Origin of the sequence: Salicibibacter cibarius, assembly GCF_016495725.1 — a bacterium.
GTDB classification, from domain to species: Bacteria; Bacillota; Bacilli; order Bacillales; family Marinococcaceae; genus Salicibibacter; species Salicibibacter cibarius.
This window is the reverse complement of the sequence record NZ_CP054705.1, coordinates 479,440-494,130: the sequence shown is the minus strand read 5'-3', so window position 1 is coordinate 494,130 and position 14,691 is coordinate 479,440. Positions and strand designations below refer to the sequence as shown.

The following is a 14,691-nucleotide window of genomic DNA, read 5'->3' as shown; positions in this document are numbered from 1 at the left end:
TTTTTCACAGTAGTGATCGGTGTTTTCGTGTCCGAATGAAGCGCCAAAGGATGAATAGGACGAAAACAAGCGAAGTCACCAATCCGATATTTGCAACCGTCACCGCGCTCATACCCAAAAAGGTCCCCCCCGGTACACTCGCGATGATGAAGCCGCTCGCCACGATAATGGCGAATGTAATCAATGCCAAAGACAGACGGTTGACGATTTGGTTAAGCGTATTGCGCATAACGGTGTCCGGTTGCAGTTGCATGTTCATGCGAAACTTGTTTTCCGCGAGATTTTCCATCACCTTCGTGGCGCGTCGCGGAAATGTGGCCACCATCTTTGACGATTCAGCGACTAAACTCGCATTGGACCGGTAGTTAAACCGCGATCGAAGGATATTTTTTAAAATCGGAATTTCATACGCTTCCACCACTCTCCCATAAGAGATTTCCGGGGCGATCCAGCGGGCTGCCCCTTCTGTTGCGGAAAAGCCTTTTGCCCAAAGTGCCAAACTGTTCGGGACTTTGCAATAATTACTAATGCCGATAGCTGTCGACTGCATGACTAGCTGACCGTAATTGTAACGGTCACTTCCCTGCGCGGAGTTAACGTAATGAAGTGCCAAGCTTTGTATCTCATCTTTCAATTTAACCGGATCGGTATAAATCGTCGGGTTCATCAGCTCCATAAACACTTCTGCAACGTCTTCGGCCTGGTTGGACTGAATAAGCATAATTACACGCATGAGCACAAATGCCGAGACACTGTCCATGCGCCCGGTCATTCCCCAATCGATGACAATGGCTTTTTTTCTGTGTTTATCGATCATGATGTTCGAACCGTGTGCATCCGCGTGATAATGCCCATCCATGAGTTGTTGAACATAAAGGTGGACAAGGTCGATCATAATCTTCGTTCGTTCTTCAAATGTAAGGAAGTCGACCGGAAAATCCTTAAGCATCCAACCATCAATGTGTTCCATGATCAAGACGTTCTTCGTCGCCTCGTAAACCGCCGGGACATCTACGTATGACGTACTTTTCCGATATTTTGTCATTTCCCGCATTTTTCCTGCTTCTTCTATCATGTCAAGTTCGTCCATCGCGCTGCTGTAATAATCCTGAATCAATGATCCTATATCGATGGCTGCAGACAATTCCGGAGACAAGCGATTTTGCAATAACCCACTCATTTTCTTAATGACGGTAATATCAGTTTGAAACAGTTTTTCCACTGTTGGCCGTACAATTTTCAAGGCAACTGTCGTTCCGTCTTTCATTTCCGCTTTGTAGACTTGTGCCAATGAGGCAGAGCCAAGTGGTACTTCATCAATCCACTCAAACAGATCCACGCCCTCCGGAAACTCCTCTTCAATGATACACGCCATGTAGTCATATCCAATCGGAGGCACTTGATCGAGCAGCTTCTCGAGTTCCTGTGTGATCGGATCCGGCAAAAGATCCTGGCGGGTGACCAATACCTGTCCCAACTTAATAAAGGTCGGTCCCAGTTCTTCAAAAGCTATACGTATCCGTGCACCAATTTGACGAAGGTGTTCATCTTCCTTTTGGCTCCGTTTCTGCTTCCCCATTAACTTCCAAAACAGGGTGTCTTTCAACAGAAACGTTAATCCGTGTTTTGCAAAAACGGAAACGATTTTTCTGCGTCTTTTGCCCTTTGTGATTTTTGCCTTTTCCTTTTCAATGTCCTGACGGACAGCTTTCACTGTCGCTTCCCGTTCTTCCTGACTTTCTTTTTCCGGAGCCTGTTCTTTTACAATCCCCATTGCCTTTATTTCTCCCCTCCCATTTCAGCGAGGCGCATGACCCTTTCTTTATTTGTTAACGCTTTCATTTTTTGAAGGGAGCATGGAGCCTCTTATTCTTATAAATAACATACCACTAACAACGATAGATGAATACCCTACATATGACGTATCTATTACTATAGACCCCCCTACAAATGACGGGGGTGCTATGAAGTGAAACTCCATCTGAGGAGATTTTTTTCCTCCTCAGATGGTTAGTTGAACGAATCGGGGTGTTAGTCGCCCGTTAACTACCGCTTACGGGGTTGTAGCGGAGTTTTTCGGGCGCTTATCACCGAGATAAAAGAGATCGGTGTTTTCGCGTACGAATGAATCGCACAAACATAAAAAAGACCATTGCGATGGACGTTCCTAATCCTATATTCGCAATCGTTTCCACAGACAATCCCAGAACTGTTGCCTCCGGCATACTGCTTATCACAATGCCGCTGGTCACAATGAGGGCGAAGGTCACTAACGCCAGCGCCAATCTATTGGCGATTTGATTCAACATATTGCGAGTGACTTTATCCGGCTGAATTTGAAGGTTCAATTGCACTTTGTTATCCGCGAGATTCTCCATCACTTTATTTGTGCGGCGCGGAAGTGTCGCCACCATCTTCGACGTTTCCGCCACGAAGCTTGCATTCGAACGATAATTGAACCGTTTGCCCAGTATGCTTTTTAAAATCGGAACCTCATACGCTTCAATGACTTGTCCATAAGAAATTTCCGGACAAATCCATCGAGCCGCTCCTTCAGTGGCAGAAAATCCTTTTGCCCACAAAGCCAAAGCATTAGGGACCTTGCAGTAGTTTTTGATCCCGAGCGACGTCATTTCCATGACAAGTCGTCCATAATTGTATCGATCACTCCCCTGGGCGGTATTGACGTAGTGCAGGGAAAGACTTCTCATCTCATCTTTCAGTTTGGTTACGTCGGTGTAAATGGTCGGGCTCATCAATTCCATAAATACCTCGGCAACATCTTCTGCTTGGTTGGATTGAATTTGCATGATTGCCCTCATAAGTACATGGGCCATCACGCTGTCCATGCGTCCGGTCATTCCCCAGTCAATGATGACCGCTTTTCTCGTATGTTTATTAATCATGATATTGGATCCGTGAGCATCAGCATGATAGTGGCCGTCCATCATTTGTTGAATATAAAGATGGACGAGATCAATCATTATTTTCATCCGTTCTTCAAAGGTCAAAAAATCGACCGGAAAGTCTTTAATCAACCAGCCGTCAATATATTCCATGATCAGTACATTTTTCGTTGCATCGTAAACCTCCGGAACGTTTACGTATGAGGTACTTTTTCGATATTGGGTTGCTTCCCTCATCTTGCCGGCTTCTTCGGTCATGTCCAATTCATCCATGGCACTGCTGTAATAATCCCGGACCAATGCGCCGAGGTCAAGAGCGACAGCCAATTCAGGAGATAATCGCTTTTGCAAAAGAGCGGTCATCTTTTTAATTACGGTGATATCGGTTTGGAACAATTTGTCCACAGTCGGACGCACAACTTTCAGGGCAACCGTTGTCCCGTCGTTTAGCCCAGCCTTATAGACTTGTCCCAGCGAAGCGGATCCAAGAGGGGTTTCATCAATCCATTCGAATCGATCCACTCCGTCGGAAAATTCTTCTTCGACGATACATCGAATATAGTCGTATCCTATTGGAGGTACCTTGTCGAGCAACTTTTCCAATTCCTGTGTGATCGGAGCCGGGAGCAGATCCTGGCGGGTAACCAATACTTGGCCGAGTTTAATAAATGTTGGGCCAAGTTCTTCAAACGCGGTGCGCATGCGCGCACCGATCTGTCTGAGGTGTTCATCTTCTTGTTGGCTGCGCTTTTGCTTTCCTGCCAGTTTCCAGCTCAAGGTGTCTTTGAGCAGATACGTTAATCCGTGTTTTGCAAATACGGAAAAGATTTTTCGGCGTCGTTTCCCAATGGTTATTTTCGCTTTTTCTCTTTCGATTTCGGCACGGATGGCACCTGTTTTTGCTTCTCTATCTTCCTCTTTTAAAACAGCCATGGCGTGGTTTCTCCCCCTCTCCGTGTTGTCTATTGGGTTCCTGCAGCTACTTCTTTGGCAGAGATGGATGCTTCATCGTACGCTTTTTCAATGTGTTCTCTATATTTCTCTTCTATATTCTTCATTCTCAGTGATAATTTCGGGGTTAATTCTCCGCTGTCGACGGTCCATTCATCGCCAATGGTGACCACTTTCTTAGGCCTTTCATAATCAGCATAAGCATTTGTGTGACGGGCAACTTCATCCATCAACAATTGTTGGACGTCGTCACGTGCGCACAGTTCCACCCTCGATTCGGTTTGAATTCCTTGTTGTTTCGCCCACGGAAGTAAGTTTTCCATATCGGGAGTGACGAGCGCGGCTACATATTTACGGCCGTCCCCAACCACAGCGCCAAATTCAATGTAACGGCTTTCGTTGATCGCGCTTTCAATCGGAGCCGGGGCTACATTTTTCCCGGTGGACAATACGAGAATTCGTTTTTTACGGTCGATGATTTTCAAATAGCCTTCTTCATCGAATGCCCCGATGTCTCCGGTATGGAGCCAACCGTCCACGATGTCTTTGTCCGTTGCTTCCTTATTTTTATAATAGCCTTGCATGACGTTGAGCCCTTTTACGAGTACCTCTCCATCGGAAGCGATACGTACTCTGCAACCCGGAATTGGTTTTCCGGTCGTCCCGATTTTAGCTCTCGTCATTGGGTTCGTCGTCACGACCGGGGATGTCTCGGTTAATCCGTATCCTTCCAATATTGGAATATCAAGTGACCAAAAAAACTTGGCAATGTCAGGATTCAGACTTCCGCCACCCACGACCATCCCGCGCATCCTGCCGCCAAGCCGTTCTTTAATTTTTTGATACACCAAGCGATCCGCGCGAGCCACTTGACTTTGGAGTTTTTTCGGCATTGGTTTAAGCACCAACTCATGCACGGGCGTATTTAAATAATAATCATATCTTTCCTTCCCGACATCAATCGCCCAATTGAAAATTTTTCGTTTCATAGGAGAGCCACTTTCAATTTGATCGACCACTTTCGCATACACTTTCTCGAACAATCGCGGGACGCTCGTCATGATCGTCGGCTTTACTTCCTGCAAATTATCCTGAATCGTATCGATGCTTTCGGCGTAAGCAATAGTCGTTCCGGCCATGAGAGGCATAAAATGTCCTGCCATTCGTTCGAACACGTGCGATAACGGGAGGTAAGAGAGGTGAATATCTTCCGCTTTTAATTCCATCACCCAAAATTGAATGGCTTTCATTTGGCTCAAAAAATTGTCATGGGTAAGCATCACCCCTTTAGGAGCACCGGTCGTACCGGACGTATGAATGATCGTCATTAACCGGTCACCTTTAATCGCCCTCCACTGCTCTTCCCAATCTTTCAAAGGGTGATAGGCGCCATCTTCTTCCAAAGAAGAAAAAGAAGAGACATTGTCAGTGGAAGTAAAACCGGAGGCGGGTTTCATCACAATCGAATGCTGGACATTCGCGTTCCCATCCTTGACTTTTTGCAACTGTTCATCATCTTCGGCGATGACAACCGTACAGTCCCCGTTGTTCAGAACATAGGAAACCTGATTGGATGGAAGAGTCGGATAAACCGGAACGCTAATCGCCCCTAGGCTAGCGATGGCAAAGTCGGAAATTGCCCAAATCTGATTGCTGTCTGACAAAATAGCAACTTTGTCATCCGGCTTCACACCGAGCCGATGCAAACCAGACGCTACATTGCGGATTGTATTCCAGAATTCCCGGTACGTCATACCCGTGTAACCGCTGCTCTGTTTCCAAATTAATGCCTCTTTGTCCGGATAACGCTCTACGGTTTGACTCAGCATCTCCACTAAATTATTCGCGTCCATTGAAAGCCCTCCTGTATTTGTGTCAGGCTTCTCTCCAATCCATTTTTAAAGCTTTTCCAACCCTGATTTCCCTAAAAGAAATTTCGATTTATTTCGATATACTTTGCTTCTTGTTCAGGCACTTCATCGTCAGGGTAAATAGCCTCCACCGGGCAAACCGTCTCGCACGCGCCACAATCTATACAAATGTCCGGGTCGATATAGAACATATCCTCGCCTTCTTCGATGCAATCGACTGGACATACATCAACACAAGCGCTATTTTTTTCATTTTCACACGGGGATGTAATGACAAATGGCATTTTTCTCACCTATCTCAGGAAAAAATTACAATAAAAACTGTACGTTTCACATCGGCTAAAACATATGCGTGCTATGCCCGGGTTGCAAGCGAGCGTTAGGATCTATATAGGCTTTGGCGTTACTAACAGCGATTGGGGCTTCGCCAAATCCGGTGGCAATCAGCTTTACTTTGCCATCGAAAGAGGTAACATCCCCGACTGCGTAGATCCCCTTGATATTTGTTTCCATTCGGGAATTTACGATAATAGAATTCTTTGTCGTGTCGAGTCCCCACGTTTTAATGGGACCGAGGGATGAAATAAATCCGTAGTTTACAATGACGTTATCAACATTCACCACTTTTTGGTCCGTTCCTTTTACTTCTTGAAGGACGACTTGATTAATTTTTTCACCATTGCCTCGAAGTTCACTCACTTCAAAAGGCGTGTGCAAATTGACGGGCGCCGATTGCAATTCGGCGACGCTATGCTCATGCGCGCGAAATTTATCACGACGATGCGTAAGCGTAACATTTGCTTCATTGGCAAGCATTAACGTCCAATCAACAGCAGAATCTCCACCTCCGCAAATAAGGACTTCTTGATTTTTGAAAGCACCCAAATTGTCTACAAAATAGTGGAGATTTCTGTTTTCATATTGTTCGGCTTCTTCGATTTTGAGTTTGCGGGGTTGGAAGGCGCCGACACCGGCAGCAATAATAACCGTCCGTGAGTAATGCGTCTCTTTATCGGTTTCAATTCGGAATGTTTGATCGTCCAGCTTATTGACGTTCTCTACGGATTGATCAAGCGCAACGGTTTGTTCAAACATTTGCATTTGTTCAACCAAATTGTCCACAAGGCCTTGAGCGCGAACCTTCGGAAAACCGGCAACATCATAGATATACTTCTCGGGATAGAGGGCGGAAAGTTGCCCGCCCAGTTGCGGCATACTCTCGATAATTTTCACTTTTGCCTGACGCATGCCCCCATAAAAAGCAGTAAACAAGCCTGCAGGTCCTCCGCCAATAATGGTTATATCATAGAGGTCAATGGCATGATCGTTCAAGATTCGGCCACCTCCAAACGTTATAAATTTAGATTGGTTCGTCACCGAAGTCTATAATTGAAAAACTAGTTGATGTTTCAAAAGTTCTTTCCTATGGTGTGATCCTATAATTCGATGAACTTGTAAAACCCGATTTGACTGCATAAAAGTCAGATATCTATGCAAAACATGGACTAAAAAGCTAGTCGGATTTACTCCTATCAAAAGACTGCATCGATTCATTCAAAGCGAATCCACCCCATTTAAGGGATGAGATCGGGTTTGTCGTCCCTCTAGATGCCGTTTTCTTCTTTTTTGAGGAACGGGAACAGAATTGCCGTCCCTCTAAATGCAACATTCCACTTATTTTAGCCGTTCTGCATTGGATTGGGCTTTTTATTGTTACGTGTAGCTCCTATCCTTTTTGCCCATCAATGCCTCTTTTATCCGGAATCCTTTGCGCTTCATTTGTTTAATTTTTTTTGACTAAAACGTCTTCCCTTCCGTTTTTCTCTAAATACGCCCTGGGATGAATTTTTTCAATTTGCGGCAACACCTGCATCGCTTTCGCAAGCGGTCCTTCTGCTTGTATTTGTTGGCGGGCCATTGCTTGTTGTAAATCCAATTCGCCGAGCCAAAATTGCAGGCCGATATCCGCATCCTGCGTGAACTTGAGTTCCGCGCTTCGGTCTGTTTCGCCCAATTCAATTTCGACCGGATTATTTTCCCCTTCGTAAATGGTTACTTTTCCTTCAGGATCCGTGTACACGAACTGGCAATAAGCATCGTATCCTTCATCCGGGGCAAGTGTTTGCATCATGTCCCGAATCGGCTCACTGTCCTTGATTTCTTTTAGAAAACTTGGCTTTTCGCCAAGCTTTTATGGCGAAAGCCTTAGTTGCACTTATGCAGGTATGAAAGTTGATTTATACTTTCTTACCTGCCAAAAAAACCACCGATAAGTTCATAGGTCTCTTCTTCATTGTTAAATACAACCACTTTGAGCCTCCTCCCGGTTTATTGTTTGGTCGCCGCTGCTTCCAATTCGGCACCGCTTTCATATTTTCGTGCCCGCTCGACTTTGCTTTTGCGAATGTCAAATTGACTGCGTGCATACTCTTTCATCAAGTTCGGATCAACTTTTAACGTCATATCGACCCATTCATGCTTTTTTGTCTCCTCAAACAAACCGGTTAAATAATCAACAAACCCAAACGCGTACGGGGATAATTCATCCATATAATCGTGAAAGACTTTCATCAGCTTGTCATTGCCGGCCACTAGCCGTTGAATGGTAAAAATACCGAATTGAAGGTGTCGGCCTTCATCCTGGTTCAACAAGTCGATGCCTTTCAAAATGCCGGGCATTAAACCTGCTTCCTTAAAGATTTGCCGGAACGCGTGATAGCCTGACTCCGCAAGCGTCCCTTCCACAATCATGTTATAGACGGTTGCGGCCCGAATGATGGCCTCTGGCGAGTCGTCGGTCTTCAAGCGGTCCATCTTCTCGGGCAGCTCTTGATAAAACACGCGTTTGTAATCGTCATTGTGGAAGTTGTGAAGATCCAAGTCCGCGACGCCAACCGCTGTTTGCCAGCGAGAAAACATTTCCGTGTGCTTTGCTTCATCATGCAAGAAAGTGGTTAAAAACATCGTGTCTTCGAGTCGGCCTTGGCGTGCCATGACTTCGAGCATCGGCAAGATGTCAAGAGTAACCGCTTCTTCTCCCGCGGCAAAAGCGCCTACAAGCGGCAAAGCAAACATCCGGTCCATGGAAGACATATTCTGATAATCTTCCTGGTCTTGGCTAAAATCAATGTTGGCCGGGTCCCAATAGTTCTTTTTTGCCTTTTCATACAATCTGTACATCGGCGCGTTCCAGTTCAATTGACTTTCTACCGTTTGGAATCTTTCATGTTGTACCATTTTTCCCCCTCATTTCTATAAGGTTATGAAACATTTTTATAAAAAACACTTATGATTTTTTAGAATCATGGGAAGGAAGTCGACCTTCCCACCTTTTTGGCATTAAAATGAGAACGTATTGAGCACGGTTTGCAGCTTCATCGCCATGCCCATGTCACCATCAATGGTCAGCTGGCCGCCCATGAAAGCTTCGGTCGGATTAAGCGTACCCGCGACCATTTTCTTATAGTCGTCTGCTGAAATCTCCAACGTACAGTCCGGTTCTTTTTCTTCGCCTTTAACGGCACGGGCACCGTCGCTTTCGATAATCATTTGATACGTGCCGCCATCATCACCCGTGAGATTAAACTGGTATACGCCTTCCGCGTCTTCTATTGCCGATGGGTCTGTTTTTAGCGCCGCGTCAATCATTTGAAAAACTTTTTCCGTACTTTGAGCCATCTCTGCCATTGTAAATGCCTCCTTAAGGGTTTTTTGATTTATAGTCGCTCAATAATCGTGGCTGTAGCCATGCCGAAACCGATACACATCACTTGAAGCCCATATTTGCCATCTGTATCTTCCAAGTAATTGAGAAGTGTCGCCGTTAATTTCGTACCGCTGGCACCTAGCGGATGCCCAAGGGCAATCGCACCCCCGCGTGGGTTAACCTTGCTCATATCCGGTTCAAATTCCCGTTCCCACGCTTTTACGACAGAAGCAAACGCTTCGTTGACTTCGATGCCATCCATATCACCCAGGCTCAGTCCCGCTTTCTTCAACACTTTTCGTGTCGCCGGAATAATCCCGGTTAACATGATGACCGGATCCTCGCCGACCACCGCCCGGGCAATGACACGGGCACGAGGTTTCAAGCCTGATGCTTCTGCTTTTTCCCTCGACATGAGTAAAATACCTGATGCGCCATCGCTCACTTGACTCGCGTTACCGGCGGTTACGACCCCATCTTTCGGCTTGAAGGAGGGGGTGAGCCCGGCGAGTTTTTCCATGGATGTCTCTCTGCGGATGCCTTCATCTTGATCAAGGGTCTTCTTGCCATCTTCGATATCCACTTCCATCGGAATGATTTCCCGTTTGAATTCCCCGTTATCGGTCGCTTTGGCAGCCCGTTGATGGCTTTCCAACGCGTATTCATCGAGCTCTTCACGTTCCAAGTTCCATTTTTCCGCGATCATTTCCGCAGACAATCCTTGAGGAACGATGTTGAACCGTTTCGTCAAATCTTTGCTGAATTTGCCCATGTCCGTTCCCATTTTAATGCTCGTCATGTTTTCGACACCGCAGGCGATGGAAACATCCGCGTCTCCGGCGATGATTTCCTGAGCCGCGGCGTTGAGCGATTGCTGGCTTGAACCACACATGCGATTCAAGGAATATGCCGGCACTTCAACCGGAAACCCGGCTGCCAGTACAGCCTGACGCCCGATATTGCCGCCTTGCTCTTTGATCATGGTGACACAGCCTGTAATGACATCCTCGACGTCACCTGCTTCAACGTTATTCCGGTTCACGAGTTCCTGAAGCACCGGTACAAGGATATCGACAGGGTGCTTTTCCGACAACGAACCCTTTTTACGCCCGACAGGGGTTCGCAACGCATCGACGATTACTGCTTCTGTCATGAATGAAAATCCCTCCTTTGTGTTCGAATTAGAACGTAAACAAGTCAATTCCGCCAGTCACATTCAGGCCGACACCGGTGATGTACTTGGCTTTGTCCGAGACGAGGAAAGTGATGGCATTGGCAATGTCATCCGGTTCGCCCGGGCGTTTAAACGCTGTACGTTCAACCATGCGATCGTTCATCTTTTTATTGCCCATTTTGAAGGCTTCTGTCCCGATAATGCCTGGGACAATGGCGTTGACGTTAATGCCGTACTTCGCCCCTTCCAAAGCCATGCTTTTGGAGAAGCTGAGCAAGCCGCCTTTTGTGGCCGCGTAGCTTGCCTGCCCGAAGCCACCGGCTAAGCCGACGATGGAAGCCATGTTAATGATGCGTCCGTATTCCTGCTCTTTCATGTATGGCCAGACCGCTTTCGTACAGTTATAGGAGCCGGTTAAGTTGACCTGAAGATCACGTTCCCATAAGTCATCATTTTGTTTTTCAATTTTTGAAACATGATCAACCGTTCCCGCGTTGTTAACGAGAATATCGATTCTGCCGAAATCCTCATAGATCTTTTTAAAAACTTCATTAACTTCATCGACATCTGTGACATCCATTTTCATCGCTACGGAACGGCGTCCCATATCACGAATTTCCTCGGAAGTTTTTTCGGAATACACAACTTTCGTACTTTGCATGACTTGTGCAATCGCTCCGTATTCCTTAGCTTTTGATGAGCTCTCTTCATCTGACTCCATAAGAATGTCGGTGATGACGACATCTGCTCCGGCCTCGGCCAAAGCCAATGCGTCTGCGCGCCCAAGGCCCCGGGAAGCGCCGGTCACGACCGCTACTTTCCCTTCCAGTAAGTTATCCCAAGAAGACATGCAAATCCCACCTTTATGCTAAGTTGCTGCATCATTTAATAAAATTCGGTTTCTTCTTTTGAAAAAATGCTTGAATACCTATGCCCGGCTCTCCTGTATTCAATGTTTCCGCAAACGCTTCGGCTTCGACTTTCAGCCCATCCTCGATCGGGCCTTCAGCCACATTGATGGCGCGTTTTGCCAAGCCCATCGCCTGGACGGCGCCTTCAGCCAAGTGTTCGGCAAACGCGGTTGTTTCCGCTTCAAAGTTTTCCGGTGTAACCGCTTGGTTGATCAAACCGACTTCAAGCGCTTCTTCAGGCTCAAGCCGTTTGGCGTTAAAAATCAAATCCGTTGCTGTCGCACGACCCAACAGACGAGTCATTCGTTGTGTGCCGCCCGCTCCTGGAAGCAAGCCGAGGTTGGTTTCCGTTAAGCCGATCTTCCCTGTAGACATGATCCGGAAATCGCAAGCGAGGGCCAATTCACAACCTCCACCCAAGGCGTGACCATTAATCGCGGCGACAACCGGTTTCTCAAGCGTAGCAAATCGGTCAAAACAAGCTTGCATTCTTCCGCTTTTCTCCGCGACACTTTCTCCTTTGCCGCCGCCTTGCATCATCCCTTTCAAGTCTGCCCCTGCGAGAAACGTTTTTTCATGCGCCGATGTTATCACGACTACGCGAACATCTTTGTCTTTTTCCAGTTCATCAGCCACGTTCACAAGTTCTTCCATCAATTGGTCGCCGATGGCATTGGCAGGAGGATTATCAATGGTAATCCACGTTACGCCTTTGTTTTTTTTCGCCACTTGAATGGTTTCATAAGCCATATTGTTCACTCCCTAAACCCTGACACCATAAGGTTGATATTGACGCCTGGCTGTTACGAGATGCTGGACTTCATTGGTTCCTTCGAAAATATCGAAAACTTTCACATCGCGGAAAAGCTTCTCGACAATGTGTCCATCCAAACCGATAGGACCTAATAATTCCAGGCATTTAACGGTGACATCATGTGCCATTTGCCCGGCGTACGCCTTACACATGGCTGCCTCTTTGGCGTTTTCCTTGCCGACGTCCGCTTTCCAAGCCGCTTCCCATGTTAGTAAACGCGCGGCATCAATATCCTGCTCGGCTTCTGCCAAGGTTTCCGCTGCCAAATGATAGTAACGGCCTTGTCTCGGATACTCCTTTTGGACAATATCAACCGTATATTCATAAGCGGCGCGGGCAATGCCAACAGCCATTGACGCGACGATGGGGCGGGTGCTGTCGAACGTTTTCATTGCCACTTGGAACCCGGACGGGCTCGAACTGCTACTGCTTTGTTCATACAGTTCTTCTCCGCCGAGGAGGTTTTCATAAGGAACGAAACAATCTTCCAGCAACAATTCCGCCGTCTCATTTGCGCGCAGCCCCATTTTATGAGCCAATCGTGTGCACGAGAATCCCGGCGTCCCCTTTTCAACGACGAACGCCCGTTGCCCGGCACGGCCAAGACTTGGATCAACGGTAGCAAACACGACGACCCAAGACGCACGACCGCCATTGGTAATGAAGATTTTTTGGCCATTTAACACATATCCGCCGTCCACTTTCTTGGCAGATGTGCGCACGCCAGATGCATCCGAGCCGGCTTCCGGTTCTGTCAAAGCGTAGGCGCCCCAACGTGGCTCATCTTTTGTAAAAATCGTTAAAAAACGTTCTTTTTGTTCCGGTGTGCCACTGCTTTGTACGGGCGGACCGCCAAGACCGGCACCGGGAAGCGATAAAGCAATCGCCGGACAACCCCACGCCATTTCTTCGGTTGCCAGAACTCCCATGCGATTCCCTTCTTTTTCTTTCTTTTCTTTTTTCGAGGATTTGTCTTTTCCGCCGCCGCTACCGCCGAACGATGACGTGTTCAAGTGGATCCCCATTTTATTCACCTTATCCAGCCAATCATCCGGTACGCGTTCAAGGCGATCCGCTTCCATCGCGATCGGCCGGATTTCATTTTTTGCGAACCAATGGGTCATTTGCTGTATTTGCTTTTGTTGGGGTGATAACTCAAACGAGATCATTGCAAAACTCCCTTCTTCGCCCCTGTTGCGCCATTTACAATCCGTTCGCCGCGGCGGGTAAGCAAATCTTGTTCCCGACCATACAGACCGGCTTGTGCCTGGGCGTCACGTGACCATTTCTCCACCGGGAACTCATCGACAAACCCGTGCCCGCCAAGCAGTTGAACGGCTGCGTCCGTAACGAAAAGCGAGGAACGATGGGTGCGATACAATGCCCGCAAAGATCCTTCTAAGGCATCGTCTTTGTCAGCGTCCACTTTTGTTGCTGCTTCCCAAACGAGGTGATTGGCAACCCTCGTTTCAATCGCCATTTTCGCAATTTTAAATGAAACGCCTTGGAACTGGGCGATCGCTTTGCCGAACGCCTTGCGCTCCGCTGTGTACTCCGTGGCGTACTCGAGCGCGGCTTCCATTAAGCCAACGGCTTTTGCCGCCTGCAGTATCCGGATGCGTGTTTGTGCTCCGTCAATCAAGGTTCGGGCTTCATCGCCTTTGGCGAGCACTTCATTTGCGTGGACCTCGGCATGATTAAATTGAAGCCTGGCAAGCCCCGTGCTCAGCAGTCCGAGTCGATAGTCGCCTTCTACTGCCATCCAATGTTCGCTTCCCGGAACATTATGGAGCCACAACACCACCGGTTCATCGTCTGTATCAACGGCAGCCACAGCCACATATTCGGCGCCTGCGCCCAAACGTACAGGCCGTGAGACACCGTTCAATGTATAACCATCACCATTTCTGCTGATTTGTAGCTGTTCGGCCCATGGCTCTTCGGGATCAAAGGCATCGATGAACGCAACATTCGGCCAAGACCCTCCCCGCCCTGCTTCCTTATAAGTGCCAAGCGCCGGGTTTTGTGACGCAAGGCGAATGATAGAGGCTGCATCGCCGGCGCCCGGCAAACCTTGCACAATATCCAAATCCCCGTAACTGAGGGTTTGAAGCATTTGCACCTGTGAAATTAAAGGCAATTCAAGGCCATCCCAACTTTCGGGAAATTCAAGGGAGGCTACGCCAATCTCCTCCGCTTTCGAAATAATCGCGTCATCAACTGCTCGATTTTGTTCACACTCCCTTGCCTTGGGACGAATAACGTCCTTCGCAAACCCTTCGGCAACATCAACGAATGCTGTTTCATCTTCGGTAGGCGAAAATGAGATCAAGGGGCATTCCTCCTTTTTTCGGTTTC

At 47.5% G+C, this 14,691-nt stretch carries 13 protein-coding genes; all 13 read right to left on the bottom strand.

The features are described from left to right. Positions 1–4: 4 nt before the first annotated feature. Positions 5–1,774, bottom strand: coding sequence for an AarF/UbiB family protein (locus HUG15_RS02605; protein WP_200126793.1), 1,770 nt, complete (start codon positions 1,772–1,774; stop codon positions 5–7). Between the two features lie 313 nt (positions 1,775–2,087). Next, positions 2,088–3,839 (bottom strand): ABC1 kinase family protein, encoded by a 1,752-nt coding sequence (locus tag HUG15_RS02600; RefSeq protein WP_200126791.1) that lies wholly within the window; start codon positions 3,837–3,839, stop codon positions 2,088–2,090. A gap of 29 nt (positions 3,840–3,868) precedes the next feature. Then, entirely contained in the window at positions 3,869–5,710 is a 1,842-nt protein-coding gene (locus tag HUG15_RS02595) for an AMP-dependent synthetase/ligase (RefSeq protein ID WP_200126789.1), read from the bottom strand. Between the two features lie 71 nt (positions 5,711–5,781). Beyond that, entirely contained in the window at positions 5,782–6,012 is a 231-nt protein-coding gene (locus HUG15_RS02590; protein ID WP_200126787.1) for a ferredoxin family protein, read from the bottom strand. A gap of 55 nt (positions 6,013–6,067) precedes the next feature. After that, complete coding sequence (locus HUG15_RS02585; protein ID WP_246516466.1) at positions 6,068–7,060, bottom strand: NAD(P)/FAD-dependent oxidoreductase; 993 nt, start codon at positions 7,058–7,060, stop codon at positions 6,068–6,070. Positions 7,061–7,511: 451 nt separating this feature from the next. Next, positions 7,512–7,859: a hypothetical protein gene (locus HUG15_RS02580; RefSeq protein WP_246516465.1), complete on the bottom strand. Its 348-nt coding sequence runs from the start codon at positions 7,857–7,859 to the stop codon at positions 7,512–7,514. A 197-nt stretch (positions 7,860–8,056) separates the two neighbouring features. Next, a complete protein-coding gene (locus tag HUG15_RS02575) occupies positions 8,057–8,965 on the bottom strand; it encodes a R2-like ligand-binding oxidase (protein WP_200126785.1) in 909 nt (302 codons plus the stop codon). A gap of 102 nt (positions 8,966–9,067) precedes the next feature. Beyond that, complete coding sequence (locus HUG15_RS02570; RefSeq protein WP_246516464.1) at positions 9,068–9,415, bottom strand: SCP2 sterol-binding domain-containing protein; 348 nt, start codon at positions 9,413–9,415, stop codon at positions 9,068–9,070. Between the two features lie 29 nt (positions 9,416–9,444). Continuing rightward, a complete protein-coding gene (locus HUG15_RS02565; RefSeq protein ID WP_200126783.1) occupies positions 9,445–10,587 on the bottom strand; it encodes a thiolase family protein in 1,143 nt (380 codons plus the stop codon). 28 nt (positions 10,588–10,615) lie between these two features. Continuing rightward, complete coding sequence (locus HUG15_RS02560) at positions 10,616–11,458, bottom strand: SDR family NAD(P)-dependent oxidoreductase (protein WP_200126781.1); 843 nt, start codon at positions 11,456–11,458, stop codon at positions 10,616–10,618. 31 nt (positions 11,459–11,489) lie between these two features. Beyond that, positions 11,490–12,269 (bottom strand): enoyl-CoA hydratase/isomerase family protein, encoded by a 780-nt coding sequence (locus HUG15_RS02555; RefSeq protein ID WP_200126779.1) that lies wholly within the window; start codon positions 12,267–12,269, stop codon positions 11,490–11,492. 12 nt (positions 12,270–12,281) lie between these two features. Then, positions 12,282–13,502 carry an acyl-CoA dehydrogenase family protein gene (locus HUG15_RS02550; protein ID WP_200126777.1) on the bottom strand — a complete coding sequence of 407 codons (1,221 nt, stop codon included), beginning with the start codon at positions 13,500–13,502 and terminating at the stop codon, positions 12,282–12,284. Then, a complete protein-coding gene (locus HUG15_RS02545; protein WP_200126775.1) occupies positions 13,499–14,665 on the bottom strand; it encodes an acyl-CoA dehydrogenase family protein in 1,167 nt (388 codons plus the stop codon). Before HUG15_RS02545 ends, HUG15_RS02550 begins: the two co-directional genes overlap by 4 nt. Positions 14,666–14,691: the final 26 nt, after the last annotated feature.

Excerpts from the sequence above, each read along its gene's own strand:
- HUG15_RS02560 (WP_200126781.1), bottom strand. The coding sequence starts at position 11,458 with ATGTCTTCTTGGGATAACTTACTGGAAGGGAAAGTAGCGGTCGTGACC.
- HUG15_RS02580 (WP_246516465.1), bottom strand. The coding sequence starts at position 7,859 with ATGATGCAAACACTTGCCCCGGATGAAGGATACGATGCTTATTGCCAG.
- HUG15_RS02590 (WP_200126787.1), bottom strand. The coding sequence starts at position 6,012 with ATGCCATTTGTCATTACATCCCCGTGTGAAAATGAAAAAAATAGCGCT.
- HUG15_RS02570 (WP_246516464.1), bottom strand. The coding sequence starts at position 9,415 with ATGGCAGAGATGGCTCAAAGTACGGAAAAAGTTTTTCAAATGATTGAC.
- HUG15_RS02600 (WP_200126791.1), bottom strand. The coding sequence starts at position 3,839 with ATGGCTGTTTTAAAAGAGGAAGATAGAGAAGCAAAAACAGGTGCCATC.
- HUG15_RS02555 (WP_200126779.1), bottom strand. The coding sequence starts at position 12,269 with ATGGCTTATGAAACCATTCAAGTGGCGAAAAAAAACAAAGGCGTAACG.
- HUG15_RS02565 (WP_200126783.1), bottom strand. The coding sequence starts at position 10,587 with ATGACAGAAGCAGTAATCGTCGATGCGTTGCGAACCCCTGTCGGGCGT.
- HUG15_RS02550 (WP_200126777.1), bottom strand. The coding sequence starts at position 13,502 with ATGATCTCGTTTGAGTTATCACCCCAACAAAAGCAAATACAGCAAATG.
- HUG15_RS02605 (WP_200126793.1), bottom strand. The coding sequence starts at position 1,774 with ATGGGGATTGTAAAAGAACAGGCTCCGGAAAAAGAAAGTCAGGAAGAA.
- HUG15_RS02575 (WP_200126785.1), bottom strand. The coding sequence starts at position 8,965 with ATGGTACAACATGAAAGATTCCAAACGGTAGAAAGTCAATTGAACTGG.
- HUG15_RS02595 (WP_200126789.1), bottom strand. The coding sequence starts at position 5,710 with ATGGACGCGAATAATTTAGTGGAGATGCTGAGTCAAACCGTAGAGCGT.